Genomic DNA, 24994 nt, shown 5'->3' with positions numbered 1-24994 from the left:
TCTAGACTGTCATGGTCCTCAAAGAGTGAAAAACAATGACAACTAACACGGCTACTACAGAGCATTACACCGGCGAAGAGCGCAGCAAGCGGATCTTTGCGATTGTCGGCGCCTCGTCGGGTAACCTCGTCGAATGGTTCGACTTCTACGTCTACGCCTTTTGTGCGATTTACTTCGCGCCAGCCTTTTTCCCGTCGGATAACCCGACTGTGCAACTGGTGAATACCGCCGGCGTGTTCGCGGCCGGGTTCCTGATGCGACCGATCGGCGGCTGGATTTTTGGCCGTGTCGCGGACAAGCACGGGCGCAAAAATTCGATGCTGATCTCGATTCTGATGATGTGCTTCGGTTCGTTGCTCATCGCCTGCCTGCCGACCTACAAGGACATCGGCGTCTGGGCGCCGATCATGCTGTTGTTCGCCCGCTTGCTGCAGGGCTTGTCAGTGGGCGGTGAATACGGCACCACCGCGACCTACATGAGCGAAGTCGCCCTCAAGGGCCAGCGCGGTTTCTTCGCCTCGTTCCAGTACGTGACGCTGATTGGCGGGCAATTGCTGGCGGTGTCGCTGGTGGTGGTCCTGCAACAGTTCCTTACTGAAGATGACCTGCGTGCCTACGGCTGGCGGATCCCGTTTGTGGTCGGTGCGGTGGCGGCGTTGATCTCGCTGTTCCTGCGTCGTTCGCTGAAAGAAACCACCAGCAAGGAAATGCGCGAAAACAAGGACGCCGGCAGCATCCGCGCGTTGTTCCGCAACCATAAAGCAGCCTTTATTACCGTGCTCGGTTACACCGCCGGCGGCTCGCTGATTTTCTACACCTTCACCACGTACATGCAGAAATACCTGGTGAACACCGCCGGCATGCACGCCAAGACTGCCAGCTACATCATGACCGGCGCGCTGTTCCTTTATATGTGCATGCAGCCGCTGTTCGGCATGCTCGCGGACAAAATCGGCCGACGTAACTCGATGCTGTGGTTCGGTGCATTGGGTACGCTGTGCACCGTGCCGATCCTGCTGAGTCTGAAAAGTGTCAGCAGCCCATTCCTGGCCTTTGTGCTGATTACCGTGGCGCTGGCGATCGTGAGTTTCTACACCTCGATCAGTGGCCTGGTAAAAGCCGAAATGTTCCCGCCGGAAGTGCGCGCACTCGGTGTTGGCCTGGCGTATGCGGTAGCCAATGCGATCTTCGGTGGTTCGGCGGAATACGTGGCCCTGAGCCTCAAAGCCGCGGGCATGGAAAACTCCTTCTACTGGTACGTGACGGTGATGATGGCGGTGGCGTTCCTGTTCAGCCTGCGCCTGCCGAAAGAAGCCAAGTATTTGCACCACGACCTTTGATCCATCTGCGTGGGCCCGACTGGCCCACGCCTTCAGGGACTGTTTATGAACCAGCGACCGGGCAATCAATTGTTCGATGCCTATTTCACTGCCCGCGATATGCGTGAAGTGTTTTGCGATCAGGGCCGGGTTCAGGCCATGCTCGATTTCGAAGCGGCGTTGGCCCGGGCCGAGGCGCGGGTGGGCTTGATTCCGCAATCGGTTGTCGCCTCGATCGAAGCGGCTTGTGTGGCCGGACATTACGACTTTTCAGCCCTCGGCGAGGCGATCGCCACGGCAGGCAATTCGGCGATTCCGCTGGTCAAGGCGTTGGGTAAACAGATCGCCGCCAACGATGCCGACGCTGAACGCTACGTGCACCTGGGTGCGACCAGTCAGGACGTGATGGACACGGGCCTGGTGCTGCAACTGCGCCGGGCGCTGGAGCTGATCGAAAGCGATCTGGCGCAACTGGGCGAAACATTGGCAACCCAATCCCAGCGTTACGTCGCCACACCGCTGGCCGGACGCACCTGGTTGCAGCACGCAACGCCGGTCACCCTCGGCATGAAAATCGCCGGTTGGCTGGGCGCCATCACCCGCAGCCGACAACGTCTGCAAGAACTCAAACCGCGCCTGCTGGTGCTGCAATTCGGCGGCGCATCCGGAACCCTCGCGGCCCTCGGCGACCAGGCGATGCCGATTGGCCAAGCGCTGGCTGAAGAATTGAAACTGACACTGCCGGATCAGCCCTGGCACACCCAGCGTGATCGCTTGGTGGAGTTCGGCGCGGTACTTGGTTTGATCGCCGGCAGCCTCGGCAAACTCGGCCGCGACATCAGCCTGTTGATGCAGACCGAAGCCGGCGAAGTGTTCGAACCGTCGGCACCGGGCAAGGGCGGTTCCTCGACCATGCCGCACAAACGCAACCCTGTGGGCGCCGCGGTGCTGATAAGTGCGGCGACCCGCGTTCCCGGTCTGCTCTCGACCCTGTTCAGCGCCATGCCGCAGGAACACGAGCGCAGCCTCGGCCTGTGGCATGCCGAATGGGAAACCCTGCCGGAGATTTGCTGCCTGGTGTCCGGCAGCCTCAAGCAAGCGTTGCTGGTGGCGGATGGACTGGAAGTCGACGCCGAGCGCATGGCCCGCAACCTCGACTTGACCCAAGGTCTTGTGTTGGCCGAAGCGGTGAGCATCGTCCTCGCGCAACGGGTCGGCCGCGACACCGCGCACCATCTGCTGGAGCAATGCTGCAAACGTGCGGTGGCCGAACAACGTCATTTGCGAGCGGTACTCGGTGACGAGCTGCAAGTGACCGCCGAACTGTCGGATGCTGAACTCGATCGTCTGCTGGACCCCGCCCATTACCTCGGTCAGGCCCATGCCTGGGTCGAGCGAGCGGTGGCTGAACATTCTGCGTTGACTGCCTGAAGGAGATTGCTGTGGCTTTCGTACAACTCGCCGAGGGCGAACTGAACTATCAAATTGATGGGCCGGACGATGCGCCAGTGCTGGTGCTCTCCAACTCGCTGGGCACCGACCTGCACATGTGGGACGCGCAGATCGCCGCGTTCTCCAAGCATTTCCGGGTGCTGCGTTTCGACACACGGGGGCACGGCAAATCGCTGGTCACGCCGGGCCCGTACAGCATCGAGCAACTGGGGCACGACGTGCTGGCGTTGCTGGATGCACTGCACATCGAGCGCGCGCATTTTTGCGGTCTGTCCATGGGCGGTTTGATCGGCCAGTGGTTGGGCATCAACGCTGGCGAGCGGCTGAACAAACTGGTGGTGTGCAACACCGCCGCGAAAATCGGCGACCCGTCGGTGTGGAACCCACGGATTGAAACCGTGCTGCGGGACGGTCCGGCAGCGATGGTCGCGCTGCGCGATGCGTCGATTGCGCGCTGGTTTACCCCAGACTTTGCCGAGGCCAATCCGTCAGCCGCAAAGCGGATTACCGACATGCTCGCCGCCACGTCGCCTGAAGGGTATGCCGCCAATTGCGCGGCCGTACGCGATGCCGACTTCCGTGATCAGCTGTCCGCGATCAAGGTGCCGCTGCTGGTGATCGCCGGCACTGAAGACGCGGTGACGCCGCCATCCGGTGGGCACTTTATCCAGGCGCATGTGCAGGGCGCCGAGTACGCCGAGTTCTACGCCGCGCATTTGTCCAACGTCCAGGCCGGTGCTGCGTTCAGCGAACGGGTACTGACGTTTTTGTCAGCTGATTAAGGGGGTTGTTGTGGACGAGAAACAACGTTACGACGAGGGCCTGGAAGTTCGGCGCGCGGTGCTTGGCGATGCCCATGTCGATCGCAGTCTGAATGCGCTGACCGAGTTCAATTCGGAGTTCCAGGAAATGATCACCCGCCACGCGTGGGGCGACATCTGGACCCGCCCGGGCCTGCCGCGCCATACCCGCAGCCTGATCACCATCGCGATGCTGATCGGCATGAACCGCAACGAAGAACTCAAACTGCACCTGCGCGCCGCCGCCAACAACGGCGTGACCCGCGGCGAGATCAAGGAGGTGATCATGCAGAGCGCGATCTACTGCGGCATCCCGGCGGCCAATGCGACGTTTCATTTGGCGGAGTCGGTGTGGGATGAGCTGGGGGTTGAATCGCGGGAGTAATCCTGGTGATTTGCGGTGGCTGAGCTGACGCCTTCGCGGGCAAGCCCGCTCCCACAGGGATCTTCAGGGAACACAAAACTTGTGTTCACACCAGACCACTGTGGGAGCGGGCTTGCCCGCGATAGCGGTGGATCAGCCTGCATCCATTCTGAAATTTAAACGGTCGCAATAATAAAGATCCGCTTGAACGGAAACAACGTGCGCCCATCGCTCTCATGCGGGTAATGCGCATGCACCCGCATCATGAAGTGATAAATGAACCGCGCCTGTTCCTCATCCTTCAACCCTTGCATCACCGCCCGCAAGGCCGAGACCTTGATCCAGTCATAAATCGGCGACTTGCCGTCCACGACCTGCAACTGCTCGGTCTCCCAGATATCCAGCGTCCGGGTAATCGGTGAGAGCAGCCGGTGGTAATTTTCCAGCGACAGCAACGGCCGCGCCGCCATCGTCTCGCGCAGTTGTGCGCAGCCGAGCGGTTTGCCGTTGGAGCCGCCATCGTTGAGCGTATCGAGCATCAGTCGATACCAGACCGAATCCCGCCAGTCAGGCATGTGCGCCGCCAGGCAACCGCCCGGATTGAGATAACCGAGCAAACGCGGCAGCAACTGTTCGTGACCGTCGATGAAGTGCAGCACGGCAGCGGCAAAGAGTAGATCGGCGGGTTGCTCCGGTTGCCAGTTCTGCAGATCGCACTGCTTCCACTGCGCGTTGATCGGCAAACATCGGGCCTCCTGAAGCATCTGCTCCGAACTGTCGATGCCCATCAGGTGTGCGCGGGGCCAGCGTTTGGCCAAAACTTGCGTCGCAATGCCGGTGCCGCAGCCAAGGTCGTAGATGCGTTTGGGGTTTTCAACGTCGACGCGCTCGAGTAGCTCGATCACCGGTCGTTGTCGAAGTCGCGAGAATTGCTGGTAGGCGGTGGCGTCCCAGTCTGCGGGGCCCTTCCTTGTTTGCAGTTTGGTGCTCATGAGGTTGTGCTCTCTGGCGGTTCAAAGTTGTCTTCCAATGACGTTGAGGGTTTTGAGCGCAAACCCCACACCTCGTCGTGTATCGGGCTCGCGCAGTAATTTCAGCAACTGGTAAACCCCAGGGGGCTGTTCGCTTTTTGTGCTGTCGGCTTTTGCCGTGCGTATGGCATTGCTGACGCTCCAGGTGGTCGCGGTTGCGTTCTCGAAAAGCACTGCCAGTTTTTCCACCATGGGTGGGTCCAGCAGATCGACGAGGTCGCTGACCAGCGAAAGCAGGTCCACCAGGTTGTCCAGCCGCCCACCGTCAATCAACGGTTTAAGCTTTTCCATCAGCGCGTTTAATACCGGGCTGATGGCGGGGCTGATTGATTCATTTGACAGGTCCATGACGATTCATCCTCTCCCGGTGCAGGGTCAAAGCATTCCGCGGGCGACAGCCCAGTACAGACCGCGATTGAATCCGTGTCTGAGTAACCCGCCGAGTTTGGTGGGCGGGGTTGGCAGAACATCGTGCTGGTAGTCATACCAAAGCGGCATACCGGCATTCAGCCCCATCTGCGCCACAGCCTGCACACGCCCGTCGTAAACAGCGATGGTGGTGCCCAGACGAATTTCGGCGGCGATGTTATTGGCGATGACAGGGGCCTGGTTATGGCAGGCGCCGCCGGCTTTGCTGACAGGCAGGTCGACGGTGTCACCGATGACGTAGACGTTTTCCAGGCCGTAGACCTGCAACGTTTCATGGTTGGTCGGCAACCAGCCTTCGTGGTTGGGCGCTTGTGAGGCGCCGGACTCCAGCACGGCATCCACAGCCCTGATCGGTGGTGTTGCCATCAGAATGTCGAAGGATTGCTCGTCACCTTCTTCGGAGTACGCAATTTTTTTGTCCGGATCGACCCGCTTCAGGGTGAACCCGCGTTGAAAGCGGATATTTTTCTGCTCGAAAATACTCGGCAGAATTTCCCCTGTCGGGCGCTGCAGGAACAGGCAGTTACGCAGCAGTTGAGCCGTGGTCGGGTAGGTGTAGATGATTTCCACCTTGTCCCGCACGCCACGACGCCGCAAGAAATCATCAAGCATCAACGTGGTTTCGACGGGGGCGATACCGCATTGATGCGGGACATTAGGCGTTTGCGGGAAGGACACCGTAATAAAGATGCGGCCCTTCTCGATCGTGCTAAGCCGTTGTGCCAACTGCCGGGCGGGCTCGTATTGATAGAAATGGTCGCCGGCTTCCTTCAGGCCTTCGATGCGTTCCGGAGCGGGTACGCAACCTGTGGCGATGACCAGAAAGTCATAGTCGTAAACCTTTCCGCTACGGGTTTTCAGGCGTTGCCCGGGGAAATCAAAACGTGTCACTTCTTCAACGTTGAAGGTGATTTCCGGGCGTAACAGTGAACGCTCCGCACGCTTGAGTTCTTCCTGGAAAAACAGGTTGAACGCTACGTACATGAACGCCGGTTTATAGAAGTGATCGGGGGAATTGGACAGCAGTGCAATCGAGACTTCGCCGCGCAGGATTTCTGGATACAGCTTGCCGGCCAGTTGATTGGCCAGCATGGTTCCACCAACGCCGCCACCGACGATAACTATTCGCTTGCTCATACCTGACCTCCCGGGTCATGGCAGCTTCGCGTACAGCATCCGGAGATAACGGAAGAAAACAGGGGCTCCTACATCAGTGATGGAGAATTAAACACGCTTTTTGACTGTATCTGCCCGCTCGCAAAATACCAGGCAAGCCGACAGGTGGTTACAGGCAGCGGCCTTTTGACGTCGACCGCTGCCAGGGTGCGGTTACAACAAACTGATCGGATAGCTGACGATCAACCGATTCTCATCGAACTCGTTATTGCTGAAGTCCCTGCGAATGGTCGAGTTACGCCATTTGACGTTGAGGTCCTTGAGCGCGCCGCTTTGCACGGTGTAGCCCAGTTCGCTTTCGCGGCCCCATTCCTTACCGTTGGTGATGGTGCCGGTGTGCACATTGTCGCCGCTGATGTAGCGGTTCATCAGAGTCAGGCCGGGGATACCGAGGGCGACGAAGTTGTAGTCGTGGCGCAGCTGCCAGGATTTTTCCCGGGCGTTGTCATAACTGGCGTTGTAGCTGTCGTTGGCCAGGGTGCCGCCGCTGGTGCCGTTGACCCGCATCCAGGCGTTGTCGCCGGTGAGTTTTTGCAGGCCGACGTAAAAGGTATGGCCGCCGTATTTGGCCGAGAACAGGCCTGACCAAGTCTTGTTGTCCAGATCGCCGGCTCGGGCACTGCCGTCCTCCTTGCCGTAGAAGAAACCCAGGTTGGCGCCGAGGGTCCAGTCGCCAATGGGCTGACTGTGAATCAGATTCACGTACTGCTGGCTGTAGATGTCCTTGAGTTCGGCGTTCCACAGGCCGATCTGGGTGCGCTTGTCGTTGAAGGCGTATTCGCCACCCTGGAAGTTGAAGCGGTCGGAGGTGAAGGTCGGTTTTCCGGTCATCGACATATCGCTCATGCTGCTGTCGTCGCGCGGGCTGTTGGCGCGGAACTGGCCGCCGTAGAGCGTCAGGCCGGCGATTTCTTTCGAGGTGATCTGGCCGCCACGGAAGGTTTGCGGCAGGGAGCGACCGTCGTCCGAGCGCAGGATCGGCAGCACCGGCATCCATTCACCGACCTTGATTTCGGTTTGCGACAACCTGGCCTTGAACGCCACGTTGGTGCGACCGAAGTTGTCCGCAGGGCGACCGTCGTGATCCAGCGGGAGCAACTGCGTTCCGCCCGTGCCTTTGCCGCCGTCGAGCTTCACCGAGTACAAGCCCAACACGTCCATGCCGAACCCGACGGTGCCCTGGGTGAAGCCGGACTTGGCGTCGAGAATGAAACTTTGCGTCCACTCTTCAGCCTTGCCCTGAGCCTTGGTCGGGTTGGTGAAGTTGCGGTTGATGTAGAAGTTGCGCAGGTTCAGGTTGACCTTGGCGTCTTCGACAAAACCCGACTCCTCGGCCATGGCTGGCAGGGCCGCGCAGGCCAGGGCGATGGCTATCAGGCTTGGGAAGTGGTACCGCGTGGTGGAAGGCGTCATGGGCTCGGGTCTCTCTAATTGTTAGGGATGAAACGGGGCGCTGCCGCAACGTCGGGGTTGCAGACAAGGGATTCGATTTTGTGAAAAAGCGGGGCGGGATCAGCCGGACAGGGCAGGGCGCGGGGGCATGGTGTCGAACCTGATGTTATTGGTCTTGTGCGACGAATGGTGCGGGGGATGGGCTGGAGGGTTCAATCGGGGAAAGCGGGTTTTGGGCGGTTACCGAACGCATGTTGGTCTGAGGTTTTTGCGTTGTTTGGGCTGGCCTCTTCGCGGGCAAGCCCGCTCCCACAGGTTCAGCGGGGTTCACAAAGTTTGTGTTCGACACGGACACTGTGGGAGCGGGCTTGCCCGCGAAGAGGCCATTACTGACACCACACCTTTTCCCGCAGCCAACAAAAAGCCCACCAAAAAGGTGGGCTTGGTGTTTTCACAGCGCTATCAGAACAACTTCATCTTCGGCGCTTCTTCTTTCAGCGGTTCGACTTTCGCCGTCTGCTCGTTCCAGCCACCACCCAGTGCCTTGTACAGATTGACCGCACTGATCAGCTGCGCCAGGCGATCAGTGATCAGCACCTGTTGCGCGCTGAACAGCTGACGCTGGGCGTCGAGGAAGGTCAGGTTGCTGTCGACACCAATGCGGTAGCGACGCTCGGCCAGACGGTAGTAGTCCTGGTTGGCGGTGACGAAATCACGCTGCGCCTGCAACTGATCGGTGTAGGTCTGGCGGGCAGCCAGGCCGTCGGCGACTTCCTGGAAGGCCGTTTGAATGGACTTCTCGTAGTTCGCCACGCCGATGTCTTTCTGGATTTTCGAGTAATCCAGGCTGGCGCGCAGGCTGCCGGCATTGAAGATCGGCAGGTTGATCTGCGGCGAGAACAACCAGGTGCCCGAACCGCCCTTGAACAGACCGGACAGGTCTGGACTCAAGGTCCCGGCATTAGCCGTCAGGCTGATGCTCGGGAAGAACGCCGCCCGTGCCGCGCCGATGTTGGCGTTGGCCGCTTTCAGGTTGTACTCGGCCTGGAGGATATCCGGACGACGTTGCAGCAAGTCCGATGGCAGACCGGCCGGCACGTCGCTCAGCAGGTCGTCGGCCAACGGCTTGGCGGCTTGCAGATTGGCCGGGATGCCGGTGCCGAGCAGCAGCACCAGGCTGTTTTCATCCTGCGCGACCTGACGGGTGTACTTGGCCAGTTGCGCCCGGGCGTTTTCCACCGAGGTACGCGACTGGGCCAGGTCCAGGGCCGAGGCCACACCGACTTCGTTGCTGCGCGCGGTGAGCTTGTAGCTCTCCTCGAACGCGCCGAGGGTGTCTTGCGTCAGTTTCAGCAGTTCCTTGTCGGCCTGCCAGGTCAGGTAGGCGTTGGCCACGCTGGCCACTAGGCTGATCTGCGTGCTGCGACGGCCTTCTTCAGTGGCGAAGTACTTCTGCAGGGCTTCTTCGCTGAGGCTGCGAACCCGACCGAACAGGTCGAGTTCATAGGCACTGATGCCAACTGTAGCCGAATAGGAACTGCTGATGCCCGCTTCGCCAGTCTGCGACGCACGTGCCGGAAGGCGCTGACGGCTGCCGGTGCCATTGGCCGAAACAGCCGGGAACAGATCGGCACGCTGGATGCGGTATTGGGCCGCAAAGGCGTCGATGTTCAGGGCCGCGACACGCAGGTCACGGTTGTTTTCCAGCGACACCTGGATCAGCTGTTGCAGGGCCGGGTCATGGAAAAACTGCTTCCAGCCCTGTTCCGCAGCCGCCTGATTCGGCGCCTGGGCCGGCGAATACGCCGGACCTTGCGGGTATTGGCCCGCCACCGGTGCCTCAGGTTGCTGATAGTCGGGAATCAGCGAGCAGCCGCTCAGCACGAAGGCGGCAACTGCGATGGAGAGTAGCGACTTGCTCATTGGCCAGCCTCTTTAGAAGGTTCAATAGCGTCGTCCTGGTCGGCTTTTTTGCGCTGGCCAATGGACGACACGGTGACGAAGAACAGTGGGACCCAGAAGATCGCCAATACGGTGGCGGTGATCATACCGCCAATAACGCCCGTGCCGATTGCATGTTGGCTACCTGAACCGGCGCCCGTGGAAATCGCCAGCGGTACCACACCGAGCACGAAGGCCAGCGAGGTCATGATGATCGGTCGCAAACGCATCCGGCACGCTTCGATTGCCGCATCACGCAGGCTACGCCCTTGCTCATGCAGTTCCTTGGCGAACTCGACGATCAGAATGGCGTTTTTCGCTGCCAGACCGATGGTTGTCAACAGGCCCACCTGGAAGTAAACGTCGTTGGAGAGTCCCCGCAGACTGGTCGCCAGCAGCGCCCCGATGATCCCCAGCGGCACCACCAGCATCACCGCGATCGGAATCGACCAGCTTTCGTACAGCGCCGCCAGGCACAGGAACACCATCAGCAGCGACAACGCGTACAGCGCGGGCGCTTGTGAGCCGGACAGCCGCTCTTCGTACGACAGACCGGTCCAGGAAATACCGACACCGGCCGGCAGTTTCTTCGCCAGGGCTTCGACTTCCGCCATGGCTTCACCGGTGGAGTAGCCCGGGGCCGGGGCACCGAGGATTTCCATCGCTTCTACACCGTTGTAACGCGAAAGCTTCGGCGCACCGTAGATCCACTCGCCCTTGGCGAAGGCGGAGAAGGGCACCATGGTTCCGGCGGCGTTACGCACATACCATTTCTTGATGTCTTCCGGGCTCATCCGCGAATTGGGTTGACCTTGCACGTAGACTTTCTTCACCCGACCACGGTCGATGAAGTCGTTGACGTAGCTACTGCCCAAAGCAATCGACAGGGTGCTGTTGATGTCGGTGAGGGTCAGGCCCAGCGCGCTGGCTTTCTCGTCATCGATTTCCAACTGGTATTGCGGCTCGTCGTTCAGGCCGTTCGGACGCACCTGATAAAGCACCTTGCTCTGTGCCGCCATGCCGAGGAACTGGTTGCGAGCCGCCATCAACTTGTCGTGACCGATACCGGCGCGGTCTTGCAGGAACACGTCGAAACCGGTGGCGTTACCCAACTCCAGTACGGCGGGTGGCGCGAAGGCGAACACCATCGCATCGCGGAAGGTGAAGAAGTGCTGCTGGGCGCGGGCGGCGAGTTTGAACACGCTGTTTTCCGCATCCCGCTGATCCCACGGCTTAAGCATGATGAACGCCAGGCCCGAGCTTTGGCCGCGACCGGCGAAGTTGAAGCCGTTGACGGTAAACACAGAAGCCACGGCGCTCGATTCCTTATCCAGCAGGTAGGAGCGCATCTCATCGATCACCACCTGCGTGCGCTCGGCGCTGGAGCCGGCCGGGGTCTGCACCTGGGCAAACAGAACGCCCTGGTCTTCTTCCGGCAGGAACGCCGTTGGAATGCGGGTGAACAGCCAGATCATGCCGACGACAATGATCAAGTAGGCCAGCAGGTACGGCGCCTTGTGCGTCAGCATGTTGCCCACGCCACGCTCATAGCTTTTGACGCCACGGTCAAAGCTGCGGTTGAACCAGCCGAAGAAGCCACGTTTCGGCGTGCCGTGCTCGCCTTTCGGAATTGCCTTGAGCATGGTGGCGCAGAGTGCCGGGGTGAAGATCAGCGCAACCAGTACCGACAGGGCCATGGCCGAGACGATGGTGATCGAGAATTGCTTGTAGATCACACCGGTAGAGCCACTGAAGAACGCCATCGGCAGCAGTACCGCCGACAGGACCAGGGCGATACCGACCAGTGCACCCTGGATCTGCCCCATGGATTTCTTGGTAGCCTCCTTGGGTGACAGGCCTTCTTCGCTCATGACCCGTTCGACGTTCTCCACCACGACAATGGCATCGTCCACCAGCAAGCCGATGGCCAGCACCATGCCGAACATGGTCAGGGTGTTGATGCTGAAACCGAAGGCCGCGAGGATGCCGAACGTACCCAGCAATACCACCGGCACAGTCATCGTGGTGATGACGGTGGCGCGGAAGTTTTGCAGGAACAGGAACATCACCAGGAACACCAGCACGATCGCTTCGACCAGGGTTTCAACCACGCCCTTGATCGACTCGGTCACCACCGGGGTGGTGTCGTAGGGGAAGACCACTTCCATGCCTTGCGGGAAGAACGGCTTGAGCGTGTTGATGGTGTTGCGCAACGCTTTCGCGGTGTCGAGGGCGTTGGCACCGTTGGCCAGTTTCACCGCCAGACCGGAAGCCGGCGCGCCGTTGAACTGAGCGTTGATGCTGTAGTTTTCACCACCCAGGCCCACGTCGGCGACATCGGACAGGCGCACTTGCGAACCGTCCTTGTTGACCTTGAGCAGGATCTTGTTGAACTGCTCGGCAGTCTGCAGACGGGTCTTGCCGATGATGGTGGCGTTCAACTGTTGGCCAGGCGCAGCAGGCAGGCCACCCAGTTGCCCGGAGGACACCTGGATGTTCTGCGCCGCGATGGCCGCTTTCACGTCCACTGGCGTCAGGTTGAAGTTGTTCAGCTTGGCCGGGTCGAGCCAGACACGCATCGCGTACTGGGAACCGAAGACCTGGAAGTCACCGACACCGGCGGTCCGCGAGATCGGGTCCTGCATGTTCGACACGATGTAGTTGGACAGGTCGTCCTTGGTCATGCTGCCGTCGCGCGACACCACGCCGATCACCAACAGGAAGTTCTTCACTGCCTTGGTCACGCGGATACCCTGTTGCTGCACTTCTTGCGGCAGCAGCGGGGTGGCCAGGTTCAGTTTGTTCTGGACCTGAACCTGCGCGGTATCGGAGTTGGTGCCCTGCTCGAAGGTCGCGGTAATGGTCATGCTGCCGTCGGAGTTACTTTCCGAGGACACATAACGCAGGTTGTCGATACCGTTGAGCTGTTGTTCGATGACTTGCACCACGGTGTCCTGCACGGTTTGTGCAGACGCGCCTGGGTAGGTCACCTGGATCGCAATGGCCGGAGGCGCAATGCTCGGGTATTGGTTGATCGGAAGTTTGAGAATCGAGAGTGCCCCGACCAGCATGATCACCAGGGCAATTACCCAGGCGAAAATCGGACGGTCGATAAAAAATTTCGACATGGTTTACTCCCCTTTGCCGCTGGAAGCCTTGTCAGCTGCCTGTGCGGGGGCCGGGTTCTTTGCGCCAACGTTAGTCGCTTCACTGGCTTTGACTTCGATGCCAGGTTTGACGAATTGCAGTCCTTCGGTGATCAGACGATCGCCGGCCTTCAGGCCGTCTTCGATCAGCCATTGGCTGCCGACAGTGCGGCTGGCCTTGAGCTGACGCAGTTCGACCTTGTTGTCCGCACCGACGACCAGTGCGGTCGGCGTGCCTTTGAGGTCGCGGGTCACGCCTTGCTGTGGCGCCAGGATCGCTGCGCTGTTCACACCGGCCTGCAACTGGGCGTGAACGAACATGCCCGGCAGAAGTGTGTGATCAGGGTTCGGGAACACGGCACGCAGGGTCACGGAACCGGTGGTCTGGTCAACCGAGACTTCGGAGAACTCGAGCTTGCCCTCCTGCTTGTACTGGCTGCCGTCTTCCAGGGTCAGCTTGACCGCTGCCGCGGTGTCACCGGCCTTTTGCAGGCGACCGCTTTCCAGTTCGCGGCGCAGCTCAAGCAGCTCGACGGAGGATTGGGTGACGTCGACATAGATCGGGTCCAGTTGCTGGATGACGGCCATGGCGTCGACCTGGCCGCTGGTCACCAGCGCGCCCTCGGTCACGTTCGAACGGCCGATGCGGCCGGAAATCGGCGCGTAGACCTTGGTGTAGCGCACATTGATCTGAGCGGTTTGCAGCGCGGCTTCCGATTGCATGCGGTTGGCCACGGCCGTGTCGTATTCCTGACGGCTGACGGCCTGTTCGTTGACCAACTGCTTGTAGCGATCCGAGATCGACTTCGTCTGTTGCAGGTTGGCTTCGGCGCTTTTCAGCGTAGCGTCATAGACCGACGGATCGATCTGATACAGCTGCTGGCCGGCCTTGACGTCGCCGCCTTCCTTGAACAGACGTTTGAGAATGATGCCATTGACCTGTGGGCGAACTTCGGCGATGCGGAACGCACTGGTGCGCCCCGGCAGCTCGGACGTCAGGGTAAAGGCTTGAGGTTGCAGGGTGACCACGCCGACCTGAGGAGGCGGTGCGGCAGGTGCCGCTTCTTCCTTTTTGCATCCGCTGAGCAGTGATGCCAGGGCGACGGCGGCGACCAGAGCGGTAACAGCTGGCTTGAATTGCATGAAAATCCTCGGGTCAGGCGCGCAAGAAACGCACAAGAAATGTGAAAGGGTGAAAAATGAGTGCCGGGTGGATAAGTAGCTTGCTAAGGAATATACTTACGTTCATGGTTGTTTGTAAACACCTTGGCTGCGTATCCACCCTGTTACCAACGCCCGTCAAAGGTTCGAATTGTAAGCCGGGGACGAGTCCCAAGAGCGCTCGCCCCACTTTTGTTCAGCGGCTGTTCAGGCATCGCTGAAGCATCCTGATTGAGGTTTTACTGCCATGGTCCGTCGTACCAAAGAGGAAGCTCAAGAAACCCGCAGCCAGATACTGGAAGCGGCAGAGAAAGCCTTTTATGAAAGAGGCGTGGCGCGCACTACGCTGGCGGACATCGCGACCCTGGCCGGCGTGACTCGCGGCGCCATCTACTGGCATTTCAGCAACAAGGCGGACCTGGTGCAGGCCATGCTCGATAGCTTGAAAGAGCCGCTGGATGAAATGGCCAGGGCCAGTGAAAGCGAAGATGAACTCGATCCGCTGGGCTGCATGCGCAAACTGCTGATTCATTTGTTTCATCAAGTTGCCCTGGACCCGAAAACCCGACGCATCAATGAGATTTTGTTTCATAAGTGCGAATTCACCGATGAAATGTGCGATCTGCGTCAGCAGCGTCGTGAAGTCAGCCTCGATTGCAATGTGCGAATCGCCCTGGCCCTGAGTAATGCGGTGAATCGGGGGCAAATGCCCGAGGACCTCGACACGGCCCGCGCGGCCATCAGCCTGCACGCCTACATCGATGGCATGCTGTACCAGTGGCTATTGGCCCCGGACAGTTTTCAACTGCACACCGAAGCCGAGCGTTGGGTCAATACAGGATTGGACATGCTGCGCCTGAGCCCCAGCCTGCGCAAATAAAACAAAATGCGTAATTGGATCCGGTTATGTCAACCATTAAGGCGAGCGTTGATCCCTTCAATGTTCGCCTTAATGCACCGTGATGCTTTTATATACGCACGCTCGTCAGGTTGAAAGGTAGCGAGCTACGTATTTTGTAGGGATTTTGTGTCGCGCGTGTGAATCGGTGTGAAGTCCTGTGAATAACCGTGGCGCAACAAAAAGCCCCGGCTCTTTCGAGTCGGGGCTTTTGCATTTCAAGGGGGATGCTTACATCACGGGATAGTCGATGTAACCCACTGGGCCCTTGGCGTAGAACAGCTCGGGACGCGCTTCGTTAAGCGGCGCATCCGCCTTCAAGCGTGCCGGCAGGTCCGGGTTGGCAATAAACGGCACGCCGAAGGCGACTGCATCCGCCTTGCCGCTGGCCAGCCAAGCGTTGGCGCTGTCCTTGGTGAAGCGTTCGTTGACGATGTACGGGCCGCCGAACGCTTCTTTCAATTGTGGACCCAGGCTGTCGCCATCTTCTTTCTCACGGGAGCAGATGAAGGCGATGCCACGCTTGCCCAGTTCGCGAGCGACGTAGGTAAACGTTTCGGCCAGGTTGTCGTCGCCCATGTCATGGGAGTCGGCACGCGGGGACAAGTGCACACCGACGCGGCCAGCGCCCCAGACTTCGATCGCGGCGTCGGTCACTTCCAGCAACAGGCGCGCACGGTTTTCCAGGGAGCCACCGTAGTTATCGGTGCGCTGGTTGGTGCTGCTTTGCAGGAACTGATCGAGCAGGTAACCGTTGGCGCCGTGGATTTCCACGCCGTCAAAACCGGCGGCCTTGGCGTTCTCGGCACCGGTGCGGTAGGCGTCGACGATGTCGGCGATTTCAGCGGTTTCAAGTGCGCGCGGGGTTGGGTAGTCGGCCAATGGGCGAACCAGGCTGACGTGACCCTTCGGCTGGATGGCGCTCGGTGCGACTGGCGCTTCACCGTTCAGGTACGACTCGTGGGAAACCCGGCCGACGTGCCACAGTTGCAGGAAAATCTTGCCGCCAGCACCGTGGATCGCTTTGGTCACGTTAGCCCAACCACGCACCTGATCGTTGGACCAGATACCCGGGGTGTCCGGGTAGCCGACGCCCATTGGCGTGACCGACGTGGCCTCGCTGAGGATAAGGCCGGCCGAGGCGCGCTGAACGTAGTATTCGGCCATCAGCGCATTCGGCACGCGGCCTTCGTCGGCGCGGCAGCGAGTCAGCGGCGCCATGATGATGCGGTTGGCCAGCTCGATGTCGCCCAGTTTGATCGGATCGAAAATAGTCGTCATTTAAGTACAACCCTCGTGAGGTATCAGTTGGTAGCAGGGGCCAGTTCGGGATTACCGCGCTGACGGAAAGTAATCAGGGTCACCAGCAGGGCGAGTACCGCCAGTGCTGCTGCCGCGAGTGGCACGCTGGTCAGGCCGAAACCGTGGGCGATGACGCTGCCGCCGACCCAGGCGCCCAAGGCGTTGCCGATGTTGAAAGCGCCGATGTTCAGGGTCGACACCAGGTTCGGCGCAGCCTTGCCGTAGGTCACCACGTTCACTTGCAGGGCGGGGACGGCGGCGAAGCACGCGGTGGCCCAGAGGAACAAGGTGATTTCGGCAGGGATCAGCGCGACGCTGGTCCAGGTCAGTACGGTCGAGATCACGGCCATCGAGATGAAGACGCCGATCAGCGTCGCGGCCAGGCCTTTGTCAGCCAGCTTGCCGCCGATGATGTTGCCGACCGTCAGGCCCAGGCCGATGAGCATCAGGGTCCAGGTCACGCCTTTGGGCGAGACGCCGGTGACATCACCGAGCAGCGGGGCGACATAGGTGAACAGGGTGAATACCGAAGCTGCGAACAACGCGGTCATGCTCAACGACAGCCAGATCCCGGCGCCTTTGAGGGCACGCAGTTCGGCGCGCATGTCGAGTTTCTCTTCATCGCGCTTGGCCGGCAGGAAGCGGATCAGGCCGATCAACGCGATCACACCAATCACGGTCACTGCCCAGAAGGTCGAACGCCAGCCGGCTTCCTGACCGAGCGCGGTGCCCAACGGAACGCCGAGCACGTTGGCCAGGGTCAGGCCGGTGAACATCAAGGCCACGGCGGAGGCGCGTTTGTTCGCCGGAACGAGACCTGCCGCCACCACCGAACCGATACCGAAGAACGCGCCGTGGCAGAGGGCCGTGACCACACGGGCAAACATCAGCACGTTGTAATCGGTCGCCATGGCACAGAGCAGGTTGCCGATGATGAAAATGCCCATCAACGCTACCAGTGCAGCCTTGCGCGGTAATCTGGAGGTGGCCAGTGCCATGAACGGCGCACCGATGGCCACGCCCAGGGCGTAACCGGTCACCAGCCAGCCAGCGCCCGGGATCGACACGCCTAGGTCCGCCGCCACATCGGGCAGCAAGCCCATGATGACGAACTCGGTGGTGCCGATGGCGAAGGCGCTCAAGGCCAGAATGAGTAGCGAGAGGGGCATTGTTGATTCCTTATCGGCGTACTGACGTAAAGGGTCAGAGCTCTTTGCTGAAGGTCTTGAGGAATTCCTGAATGGTTTCCTCATTGCGTTTGAAAAAGTGCCACTGCCCGACTTTTCGGCTGCTGATCAGGCCGGCGCGTTGCAGGGTTGCCAGGTGTGCAGACACCGTGGACTGCGACAAACCGCAACGCTGATCGATCTGCCCGGCGCAGACGCCGTGCTCGTTGCTGTGGGACTGGTCGGGGAATTCGACGGTCGGGTCTTTGAGCCAGTGCAGGATGTCTCGCCGTACTGGGTGTGCCAGGGCTTTTATTATTTCGTCGAGATTAATAGTCATGGTATGGGCTCGTGATGAGTAAAACGCTATATCGCGATGTGGCGAACTTTAAATCGGTAGATCGCGATATACAAATATGATTTTGATCTGACGACCGCATAAATCGCTATATCGGGTTATAACGATGCGTGGAGTGTCAACATTCGAAGGCGCAATGCTAAGCTGCGCCCATGAACTATCTCGCCCATCTTCACCTCGGTGGCCAGCGCCCCGGTCAATTGCTCGGCAGTCTGTATGGCGATTTCGTCAAGGGACGGCTGCAAGGGCAGTTCAACCCGGAGATCGAAGCGGCCATCCAGCTGCATCGCAGCATCGACGTGTTTACCGACCGCCATCCGCTGGTGGATGCCTCGCTGTCACGGTTTTCCATCACACGCCGGCGTTACGCCGGGATCGTGCTCGACGTGTTTTTCGACCACTGCCTGGCGCGGGACTGGACCCTCTACTCGGACCAGCCGCTGGAGCGGTTCACCTCGGATGTGTATCGGGTGCTGTCGACGGAGCCACAATTGCCTGAACGGTTGGCGAGGATTGCGCCGCACATGGTGGCGAATGACTGGCTGGGGTCTTATCAGGAGTTTGATGTGCTGGACCAAGTGCTGCGGGGGATTTCGCGGCGGTTGACCCGACCTGAGGAACTGGCGGGGGCGATGCAGGAATTACGGGTTTTGTATGAGCCGTTGAGTGATGACTTTCGGCTGTTCTATCCGCAGCTTCAGGATTTTGCCCAGAACTATCCAACACCATAACCCTCTGTGGGAGCGGGCGTGCCCGCGATTGCGGTAGCTCATTCAACATCATCGCTGAATGTTAAACCGCTATCGCGGGCAAGCCCGCTCCCACAGGATTTCTGTTTAATCAGGGATTGTGTCAAGCCGCGATGGCGGGGCGCAGCGGTTCCGGTTGCGCCTGAGGGATCGCCCCAAACAACGCCTTCTGCACCGCCTGCTGTGCCTCGAACGCCAGCGCCGCACGCTCCCGGCCTTCGCAAGCGATCGGCTTGAGCACTTTGATTTCCACTTCCCCGCGATCATTGGCGAACAACCGCATCAAGTGCGACAGCAAGTCATCATCGCCAATGAACGGCGCCAGTGAATCGAGTTCACCGTCACGCAGATAACGAATCGCCACCGGTTGCAGCTTCACTTCAGAGTCAATCGCCGCTGACAGCAAGCGGCCATGAAAGGTGCGCAACGAACGTCCATTGGTGGTGGTGCCTTCCGGGAACATCAGCAGTGGATGTGCCTGCGCCAGGTGGCGCGTCATCTGTTTGCGAATCAGTTGGCTGTCACCCGAGCCGCGACGGATAAACAGGCTGCCGGCCTTGGCCGCCAACCAACCGGCCACCGGCCAGGTGCGCACTTCGGCCTTGGACAGAAACGACATCGGAGTGAGCATGCCCAGCAACGGAATGTCGGTCCACGACACGTGATTGCTGACCCACAGCATCGGCTCTTTCGGCAGTTCACCGTGAACCGTCACGCGAAAGGGCAGGGCGTTGCTCAACCGCGCCATGAAAAATCGCGACCAGCGTTGGCGGCGGACCATCGAATGGGCAATGCCCAGGCGCTCGAAAAGCCCGAACACACTGGCCATGCTCAACCCCAGCGCGACCACTACCAGCACTCGCGCAATCCGCGCGTACACCCGTAACCGGCTCATCAGACCGCCGCCTTGAAGTGCTTGGCATAACGCGGGCAGAGCTCGTCGCGCTTGAGCAGGATGAACACGTCGGCAACCTGGAAGTCTTCGTCCCAGCACGGCTCGCCGCAGATCTTCGCACCCAGACGCATGTAGGCCTTGAGCAGTGGTGGCATTTCGGCGATCACGTTGGACGGGAGGTCCAAAACCGGCAGCGGTTTTTTCGGCTCGGCCCGCAGGTGTTCAGTGCACAGATAACGTTCCCGCAGACGCTGCATGATCGCGTGGGCCTGAATCCCGCCGTCCTGCATCGGAATGCTCGCGCACCCCATCAAATAGCTGTAGCCGCCCTGATTCAGCACTTCGGCCAGTTCACCCCAGAGCACCGCGATGGTGCCGCCGTTGCGATAAGCCGGATCGACGCAGGTACGACCGATTTCCAGGATCGGGCCCTTCAAATGGACCAGGCCATGCAGGCTGAATTCTTCTTCGCTGTAGAACTTGCCCAGACTGCTCGCGGCCGTGTGATCGAGCAAACGGGTGGTCGCCACCAGGCGCCCGGTGTTCAAGTCACGCACGCCAATGTGGGCGCAGTGAACATCATAGTCATCCATGTCCAGACCCAGCTCCGCGCCTTTGAGCTTGGCGTTGAACTCGCCGCTGAAGACGTTGAAACGCAAGGCTTGGGCTTCCTGCAATGCCTCAGCGCCCACCAGGCGTTCGGCTTGCAGGCGGCGTTCATTGCCGGTGTCGCTGATGCGGGCGATCTGAGTCATTGGGAATCTCCGTGCGGGCTGGTCAACCCGTCTTGGGTTAGAGCCGATCGACTTTCTTTATGCAGCCGTGTTGTGCAAAGTCAGGCTATGTAGCCCCGGTGTCATCGCCATGAAGCTTTGGTGATGCTTATATGACAGCCCTCAAGGAGCCTCTTATGCCCTGGCAAAATCTGTTGAAACGCCGCGATCGCCTGCCCGCCAACCCGGACCTGGCGGAGGGTTTCGCGACCTTGTTGCAGACGTTGGGCACGGTCACGCCATTCGAGCTGGCGGTGGTCGGCGGGCGTTTGATGACGACGCCGGGTCTGGCGTTTCTGGTGGGCTATCAGGCGGCGTTGCGCATGCTCTGGCCGAGCGCGCCGCTGAGCCTCGGTGCGTTGTGTGCCACCGAACAGCGCAGCCTGCGGGTGGCGGACATGCAGACTCGTCTGAGCGATTTACGCGTGAGTGGGCGCAAGGATTTCGTCACCGCTGGCGATGCGGCCGACTGGCTGCTGATCGCCGCGCGCAGTGAGGAGACAGGCGAAGCTCCGCGCTTGAGTCTGGCAGTGGTCTATCCCGATGAACCGGGCGTGCGCCTGGAAAAACTCCCGGCCATCGCGCTGATGCCGGACATCAGCCACGGTCGGTTGTTTCTGGACAACGCCCAGTGCGAATTGCTCGCGGGGGATGGCTGGGATGCCTACGTCAAACCGTTCCGCACGCTGGAAGACATTTATGTGCTGAGCGCGATGACCGCGTGGCTGTATGGGGTGGGTCAGGACAGTGACTGGCCGCAAGCCCTGCAATTGCGGTTGCTGGCGCTGCTGGCCGGGTGCGCGGAAGTCAGCCGGCAAGCGCCGAATAATCTGGTCGGGCATGTGCTGCTGGGGGGATTGTTTGCGCAGTTCGAGGGGCTCAAGGCAGAGGTTAACCAGGCTCTGGCTGATGGCCCGCAGCATTGGGCGGCAATGTGGCAGCGTGATCAGAGTGTGATGGATCTGGCGGCGGGCGCGCGGGGGAAGCGGTTGGCTAAAGCACTCGCGGGATCTTCATTGAGTTGACTGGCCTCATCGCGGGCAAGCCCGCTCCCACAGGAGGCTTTGGTGTGACACAGATGGTGAGCAACACACAATCCCTGTGGGAGCGAGCCTGCTCGCGATGGCGGCATCACTGGCAACACAAATCCAAAACTGTCATCAACCTCGACTAGGCTCAGCAAGCCCACCCCGCCGAGCCCCCGCCATGTTCAAAGGCTTGCCCCTGATTTTCACGCTGCTGCTCAGCCTCACGGCCCACGCCGAAACCTGGCCCGCCGAGCAATGGTCCATCGGCCCGAAAGTCTCCGGTCCGGTACTTCAAGCCCTGGAAACCTACGCCTTCCCACCTCGCGATGATTCAACTCGAAAAGGCATCCGCACCGACGCCTTGCTGGTGATCCGCGACGGTCAACTGATCTACGAACGCTACGCCGGCCCGACCACGGCCGACACTCCACACCTGACCTGGTCCATCAGCAAAAGCCTGATGGCCACGGTCCTCGGTGTGGCCTATGGCGAGGGCCTTTTCAAACGTGAGGACCCAGCGGTACGGTTTTACCCGCCACTGGCAAAACATCCGGCAATCACCCTGGCCGACCTGCTGCACTGGGCTTCAGGCCTGGACTGGCAGGAAGATTACGAATACGCCCCGTTGAAGTCCTCGGTGGTGGCCATGCTCTACACCCGGGGTCATCAGGACATGGCGGCGTTCACCGCCGACCACGCTGAGTACGCCAAACCAGGCCAAGCCTTTCGGTACTCCAGTGGCGACAGCAATCTGCTGGCCGCCGCGCTGAAAACCATCGTCGGCCCGGCCCGATATCCAGACTACCCATGGACAGCATTGTTCGAGCCGTTAGGGATTCGCCACGCCGTCTGGGAAACCGATGCCACCGGCACTTTCGTAGCGTCCTCTTATGCCTACCTCACCGCACGTGACCTGGCGCGAGTCGGTCTGCTGATGGCGCGTGACGGTCGTTGGGGTGATCGACAGCTGCTGCCCAAAGACTGGGTCGCCTTCAACCGCGAACCCTTCGCCCGCTATCAGGCCAATCAGGACGATGCGGTTCCTGGCGGTCATTGGTGGCTCAATCGCGCGGTGGAGGGCGCTGCTCGACCCTGGCCGGATGCTCCGGCCGATACCTTTGCCGCTTTGGGCCATTGGGGCCAGGCGATGTACGTGATTCCCAGCGAAAACCTGGTGATCGTGCGCTACGGCGATGACCGCGACGACCTCTACCAGCACAACGAATTGCTCAAGCTCGCGCTCAAGGCCTTTGCCGGGACGGTGCAGCCATGAACAACTTTATTCGTCGCCGACCGTTCAGCACGTTGTGGCTGGTATTGCTGGTCGCCTTGCTCGGCTGGATCTGGCAAGAGCGGGTGGCGCTGTGGGCGTTCCCCGACATCATCAGCGCCTACACCGCCAAGGAATATTGCTCGTGCCGGTACGTGATGAATAACCAAGCCGGGTACTGCCACACCTATGTCAAACAGTGGCTGCCCACCAGCGGTTTCACCGATGACCCCGCCAGCAAACGCGTGACCGTCAGCGGCATGGGCCGCAGCAACAGCGCGCAATGGATCGTCGAACGCCAGGGCTGCCGCCTGCAACCTTGAACACGCTGAAACCCTGTGTGGTTATAGCTTTTTTTGTGGCGAGGGAGCTTGCTCCCGCTGGAGTGCGAAGCGCTCCCAAAATCGGGCGATGGATTTATTCAGGTAGATCACCTACGCAGAATTTACGACTGCTGCGCAGCCGAGCGGGAGCAAGCTCCCTCGCCACAATGGGTTGGTGTCGGTGATGGACAGTTTGCATCTGGCTCTAGGGCGGTTAAGGTTCGTGCAGGTTTATTTTCCTCACGAGTCTCTATGTTCAAGCGGTCCCTTTCCAAAACCCTCGCCTTCCTGCTGATGGCCGGCACCAGCCTGTCGGCCCAGGCCAATTGGTACCTCGACGGCGAGTCCTCGCGGCTGTCGTTCATCAGTACCAAAAACGCCAACATCTCTGAAGTGCAACGCTTTCTGGTGCTGCACGGAAAGGTCAGTCCCAAAGGCCTGGCCGAGGTGGAGGTCGAGATGGAGTCGGTGAACAGCGGCATCCCGTTGCGTGACGAACGCATGCGCAAGGAACTGTTCGAGATCCAGACCTTCCCCGAAGCGCTGATCACCGCGCAGATCGATCTGCGCCCGATCAACGACCTCGCGCCCGGTGCCCAACTGGAGCTGCGCTTGCCGCTGACCGTCAACCTTCACGGTAAAACCCACGAATACAACGCCGAACTGCTGGCGACCCGTCTCGATGACCGGCGCTTCCAGGTGGTAACCCTCGAGCCACTGATCATCAATGCCGAAGACTTCGATCTGGCACCGGGTCTGGATAGTTTGCGCAAAGTGGCCGGATTGTCGGCCATCAGCCTGTCGGTGCCGGTGGGTGCGGTACTGATTTTCACGGCGCGCTGACATGGCCGGTGCAATCTTTCCCTGGCGTGCAGGCAACCACTTCGAACTGCTGATTGACGGTCCGCAGTTTTTCCCGCGCATGTTGGTCGCGATTGCCCGCGCTGAAGAACAGGTCGAGCTGGAGTTGTACCTGGTGGAGGCCGGGGCCTGTGCCGAGGCCATGGTGCAAGCGTTGGTTCAGGCCGCCGAACGCGGCGTGCGTGTGCGCTGCCTGTTCGATGACTACGGCAGCCTCGCGTTCACCCTGACCCTGCGTCAGCGCCTGATGGCGGCGGGGGTGGAGCTGCGCTTCTACAATCGCCTGAGCTGGCGGCGCTGGGTCGGTAACTTTTACCGCGATCACCGCAAGCTGTTGCTGGTCGATCAGAGCATGGCGGTGGTCGGCGGTACGGGCGTCACGGACGAGTTCTGGACGCCGGGCGAAGACGCCAGCGAATGGCATGAAGTGATGGTGGTAATCACCGGCCCCTTGGTGATCGACTGGCAGTTGCTGTTCGACCGGCAATGGATCGCTAACCGTCACCGCCGCGCCTGGAAACCCGCATCGCACTTCGGCCTGCCGCGTTTGCCCCGGGTACCGCCCATGGGCGAGGGCATGGGTCGGGTGGCCTATGCCGACGCCCGCCAGCACCGCGACATCCTGCAATCGCTGATTCGTGCGCTGAACAGCGGCCAGCGGCGGATCTGGCTGGCCACGCCGTATTTTTTGCCCACCTGGAAAGTCCGCCGCTCATTGCGCAGGGCCGCCAGCCGAGGCGTCGATGTGCGCCTGCTGCTGACCGGGCCGCGCACCGATCACCCGTCGGTGCGCTACGCCGGGCACCGCTATTACCCGCGACTGCTCAAGGCCGGGGTGAAAATCTTCGAATACCAGCCGTGTTTCCTACACCTGAAAATGGTGCTGATCGATGACTGGGTGAGCATCGGCTCGTGCAATTTCGATCACTGGAACCTGCGCTTTAATCTGGAAGCCAACCTTGAAGCGCTGGACCCGGGACTGACAGGTGCAGTGGTCGCGAGTTTCGAGAAGGACTTTGCGCAGAGCCAGGAGGTCAGCCTGGAGGAATGGCAACGCCGACCGCTGTGGCGGCGGGTCAAGCAAAGGGTGTGGGGATGGGTGGATCGGTTGGTGGTGAACCTGCTGGATCGCCGGGGCTGAAGACGATCTTCTGAACACC

Annotated in this window: 23 protein-coding genes; 11 read left to right on the top strand and 12 right to left on the bottom strand. The window is 60.3% G+C overall.

What is annotated here, in order from left to right:
* Nucleotides 1-35 precede the first annotated feature (35 nt).
* From K0F88_RS12550 to pcaC, 4 genes are read left to right on the top strand one after another with little or no spacing between them, the layout of a single operon-like run.
* Nucleotides 36-1340: an MFS family transporter gene (locus K0F88_RS12550; protein ID WP_219095257.1), complete on the top strand. Its 1305-nt coding sequence runs from the start codon at nt 36-38 to the stop codon at nt 1338-1340.
* 45 nt (nt 1341-1385) lie between these two features.
* Nucleotides 1386-2750: a 3-carboxy-cis,cis-muconate cycloisomerase gene (locus K0F88_RS12545; RefSeq protein ID WP_219095256.1), complete on the top strand. Its 1365-nt coding sequence runs from the start codon at nt 1386-1388 to the stop codon at nt 2748-2750.
* 11 nt (nt 2751-2761) lie between these two features.
* Nucleotides 2762-3553, top strand: coding sequence for a 3-oxoadipate enol-lactonase (gene pcaD, locus K0F88_RS12540; protein WP_219095255.1), 792 nt, complete (start codon nt 2762-2764; stop codon nt 3551-3553).
* A gap of 10 nt (nt 3554-3563) precedes the next feature.
* On the top strand, nt 3564-3956 hold the full coding sequence (pcaC, locus tag K0F88_RS12535) for a 4-carboxymuconolactone decarboxylase (protein WP_010462533.1): 393 nt from the start codon (nt 3564-3566) through the stop codon (nt 3954-3956).
* A gap of 155 nt (nt 3957-4111) precedes the next feature.
* On the opposite strand, the gene K0F88_RS12530 is transcribed toward pcaC, so the two are convergent.
* The 7 genes from K0F88_RS12530 to emhA all read right to left on the bottom strand — a co-directional run bounded on the left by K0F88_RS12530 (nt 4112) and on the right by emhA (nt 14193).
* Entirely contained in the window at nt 4112-4927 is an 816-nt protein-coding gene (locus K0F88_RS12530) for a methyltransferase domain-containing protein (protein WP_219095254.1), read from the bottom strand.
* A gap of 21 nt (nt 4928-4948) precedes the next feature.
* A complete protein-coding gene (locus K0F88_RS12525; RefSeq protein WP_255141820.1) occupies nt 4949-5314 on the bottom strand; it encodes a DUF1641 domain-containing protein in 366 nt (121 codons plus the stop codon).
* 27 nt (nt 5315-5341) lie between these two features.
* Nucleotides 5342-6532 (bottom strand): FAD/NAD(P)-binding oxidoreductase, encoded by a 1191-nt coding sequence (locus K0F88_RS12520; RefSeq protein ID WP_094468749.1) that lies wholly within the window; start codon nt 6530-6532, stop codon nt 5342-5344.
* 192 nt (nt 6533-6724) lie between these two features.
* Nucleotides 6725-7984 carry an OprD family porin gene (locus K0F88_RS12515; protein ID WP_219095253.1) on the bottom strand — a complete coding sequence of 420 codons (1260 nt, stop codon included), beginning with the start codon at nt 7982-7984 and terminating at the stop codon, nt 6725-6727.
* A 441-nt stretch (nt 7985-8425) separates the two neighbouring features.
* Entirely contained in the window at nt 8426-9886 is a 1461-nt protein-coding gene (gene emhC, locus K0F88_RS12510; RefSeq protein WP_219095252.1) for an efflux RND transporter outer membrane subunit EmhC, read from the bottom strand.
* On the bottom strand, nt 9883-13032 hold the full coding sequence (gene emhB, locus K0F88_RS12505) for an efflux RND transporter permease subunit EmhB (RefSeq protein ID WP_219095251.1): 3150 nt from the start codon (nt 13030-13032) through the stop codon (nt 9883-9885). Before emhB ends, emhC begins: the two co-directional genes overlap by 4 nt.
* Nucleotides 13033-13035: 3 nt before the next feature.
* Nucleotides 13036-14193, bottom strand: coding sequence for an efflux RND transporter periplasmic adaptor subunit EmhA (gene emhA / locus K0F88_RS12500; protein ID WP_219095250.1), 1158 nt, complete (start codon nt 14191-14193; stop codon nt 13036-13038).
* Between the two features lie 265 nt (nt 14194-14458).
* Here emhA and emhR point away from each other — a divergent pair, with 265 nt between their 5' ends.
* Entirely contained in the window at nt 14459-15091 is a 633-nt protein-coding gene (gene emhR, locus K0F88_RS12495) for an efflux system transcriptional repressor EmhR (RefSeq protein WP_083374862.1), read from the top strand.
* Between the two features lie 249 nt (nt 15092-15340).
* Here emhR and K0F88_RS12490 read toward each other — a convergent pair whose 3' ends face one another.
* The 3 genes from K0F88_RS12490 to K0F88_RS12480 are packed head-to-tail and all read right to left on the bottom strand — an operon-like array spanning nt 15341 to nt 17917.
* A complete protein-coding gene (locus K0F88_RS12490; RefSeq protein ID WP_219095249.1) occupies nt 15341-16390 on the bottom strand; it encodes an alkene reductase in 1050 nt (349 codons plus the stop codon).
* A 23-nt stretch (nt 16391-16413) separates the two neighbouring features.
* Complete coding sequence (locus K0F88_RS12485) at nt 16414-17580, bottom strand: MFS transporter (protein ID WP_219095248.1); 1167 nt, start codon at nt 17578-17580, stop codon at nt 16414-16416.
* Between the two features lie 34 nt (nt 17581-17614).
* Nucleotides 17615-17917: a helix-turn-helix transcriptional regulator gene (locus K0F88_RS12480; RefSeq protein ID WP_008019443.1), complete on the bottom strand. Its 303-nt coding sequence runs from the start codon at nt 17915-17917 to the stop codon at nt 17615-17617.
* 170 nt (nt 17918-18087) lie between these two features.
* On the opposite strand from K0F88_RS12480, the gene K0F88_RS12475 reads away from it, so the two are divergent.
* Nucleotides 18088-18666: an ACP phosphodiesterase gene (locus K0F88_RS12475; RefSeq protein ID WP_094468741.1), complete on the top strand. Its 579-nt coding sequence runs from the start codon at nt 18088-18090 to the stop codon at nt 18664-18666.
* 121 nt (nt 18667-18787) lie between these two features.
* Here the strand turns inward: K0F88_RS12475 and K0F88_RS12470 are convergent, their stop codons facing one another.
* Nucleotides 18788-19579, bottom strand: coding sequence for a 1-acyl-sn-glycerol-3-phosphate acyltransferase (locus K0F88_RS12470; RefSeq protein ID WP_219095247.1), 792 nt, complete (start codon nt 19577-19579; stop codon nt 18788-18790).
* Entirely contained in the window at nt 19579-20334 is a 756-nt protein-coding gene (gene olsB, locus K0F88_RS12465) for an L-ornithine N(alpha)-acyltransferase (protein WP_010462503.1), read from the bottom strand. Before olsB ends, K0F88_RS12470 begins: the two co-directional genes overlap by 1 nt.
* Nucleotides 20335-20489: 155 nt before the next feature.
* Between olsB and K0F88_RS12460 the strand changes: the two genes are divergently transcribed.
* The 5 genes from K0F88_RS12460 (at nt 20490) to K0F88_RS12440 (ending at nt 24975) form a co-directional block, all read left to right on the top strand.
* Nucleotides 20490-21377 carry an acyl-CoA dehydrogenase family protein gene (locus K0F88_RS12460; protein ID WP_094468738.1) on the top strand — a complete coding sequence of 296 codons (888 nt, stop codon included), beginning with the start codon at nt 20490-20492 and terminating at the stop codon, nt 21375-21377.
* Nucleotides 21378-21558: 181 nt separating this feature from the next.
* On the top strand, nt 21559-22653 hold the full coding sequence (locus K0F88_RS12455) for a serine hydrolase (protein ID WP_219095246.1): 1095 nt from the start codon (nt 21559-21561) through the stop codon (nt 22651-22653).
* Entirely contained in the window at nt 22650-22973 is a 324-nt protein-coding gene (locus K0F88_RS12450; RefSeq protein ID WP_219095245.1) for an amidase, read from the top strand. The genes K0F88_RS12455 and K0F88_RS12450 overlap by 4 nt, the downstream gene beginning before the upstream one ends.
* Before the next feature lie 252 nt (nt 22974-23225).
* Nucleotides 23226-23816, top strand: a complete 591-nt coding sequence (locus tag K0F88_RS12445; RefSeq protein ID WP_219095244.1) for a YceI family protein — start codon at nt 23226-23228, stop codon at nt 23814-23816.
* A gap of 1 nt (nt 23817) precedes the next feature.
* Nucleotides 23818-24975 (top strand): phosphatidylserine/phosphatidylglycerophosphate/cardiolipin synthase family protein, encoded by a 1158-nt coding sequence (locus tag K0F88_RS12440; RefSeq protein ID WP_219095243.1) that lies wholly within the window; start codon nt 23818-23820, stop codon nt 24973-24975.
* Nucleotides 24976-24994 lie beyond the last annotated feature (19 nt).

Source organism: Pseudomonas sp. UMAB-40 (assembly GCF_900095275.1).
Lineage (GTDB): Bacteria > Pseudomonadota > Gammaproteobacteria > Pseudomonadales > Pseudomonadaceae > Aquipseudomonas > Aquipseudomonas mandelii_B.
The sequence above is the reverse complement of the archived record's forward strand: the minus strand, read 5'-3'. Positions and strand labels throughout refer to the sequence as shown.

Coding starts and splice junctions, on each gene's coding strand:
- K0F88_RS12550 (WP_219095257.1), top strand. CDS start 36: ATGACAACTAACACGGCTACTACAGAGCATTACACCGGCGAAGAGCGC.
- K0F88_RS12545 (WP_219095256.1), top strand. CDS start 1,386: ATGAACCAGCGACCGGGCAATCAATTGTTCGATGCCTATTTCACTGCC.
- K0F88_RS12530 (WP_219095254.1), bottom strand. CDS start 4,927: ATGAGCACCAAACTGCAAACAAGGAAGGGCCCCGCAGACTGGGACGCC.
- K0F88_RS12525 (WP_255141820.1), bottom strand. CDS start 5,314: ATGGACCTGTCAAATGAATCAATCAGCCCCGCCATCAGCCCGGTATTA.
- K0F88_RS12520 (WP_094468749.1), bottom strand. CDS start 6,532: ATGAGCAAGCGAATAGTTATCGTCGGTGGCGGCGTTGGTGGAACCATG.
- K0F88_RS12515 (WP_219095253.1), bottom strand. CDS start 7,984: ATGACGCCTTCCACCACGCGGTACCACTTCCCAAGCCTGATAGCCATC.
- emhC (WP_219095252.1), bottom strand. CDS start 9,886: ATGAGCAAGTCGCTACTCTCCATCGCAGTTGCCGCCTTCGTGCTGAGC.
- emhB (WP_219095251.1), bottom strand. CDS start 13,032: ATGTCGAAATTTTTTATCGACCGTCCGATTTTCGCCTGGGTAATTGCC.
- emhA (WP_219095250.1), bottom strand. CDS start 14,193: ATGCAATTCAAGCCAGCTGTTACCGCTCTGGTCGCCGCCGTCGCCCTG.
- emhR (WP_083374862.1), top strand. CDS start 14,459: ATGGTCCGTCGTACCAAAGAGGAAGCTCAAGAAACCCGCAGCCAGATA.
- K0F88_RS12490 (WP_219095249.1), bottom strand. CDS start 16,390: ATGACGACTATTTTCGATCCGATCAAACTGGGCGACATCGAGCTGGCC.
- K0F88_RS12485 (WP_219095248.1), bottom strand. CDS start 17,580: ATGCCCCTCTCGCTACTCATTCTGGCCTTGAGCGCCTTCGCCATCGGC.
- K0F88_RS12480 (WP_008019443.1), bottom strand. CDS start 17,917: ATGACTATTAATCTCGACGAAATAATAAAAGCCCTGGCACACCCAGTA.
- K0F88_RS12475 (WP_094468741.1), top strand. CDS start 18,088: ATGAACTATCTCGCCCATCTTCACCTCGGTGGCCAGCGCCCCGGTCAA.
- K0F88_RS12470 (WP_219095247.1), bottom strand. CDS start 19,579: ATGAGCCGGTTACGGGTGTACGCGCGGATTGCGCGAGTGCTGGTAGTG.
- olsB (WP_010462503.1), bottom strand. CDS start 20,334: ATGACTCAGATCGCCCGCATCAGCGACACCGGCAATGAACGCCGCCTG.
- K0F88_RS12460 (WP_094468738.1), top strand. CDS start 20,490: ATGCCCTGGCAAAATCTGTTGAAACGCCGCGATCGCCTGCCCGCCAAC.
- K0F88_RS12455 (WP_219095246.1), top strand. CDS start 21,559: ATGTTCAAAGGCTTGCCCCTGATTTTCACGCTGCTGCTCAGCCTCACG.
- K0F88_RS12450 (WP_219095245.1), top strand. CDS start 22,650: ATGAACAACTTTATTCGTCGCCGACCGTTCAGCACGTTGTGGCTGGTA.
- K0F88_RS12445 (WP_219095244.1), top strand. CDS start 23,226: ATGTTCAAGCGGTCCCTTTCCAAAACCCTCGCCTTCCTGCTGATGGCC.
- K0F88_RS12440 (WP_219095243.1), top strand. CDS start 23,818: ATGGCCGGTGCAATCTTTCCCTGGCGTGCAGGCAACCACTTCGAACTG.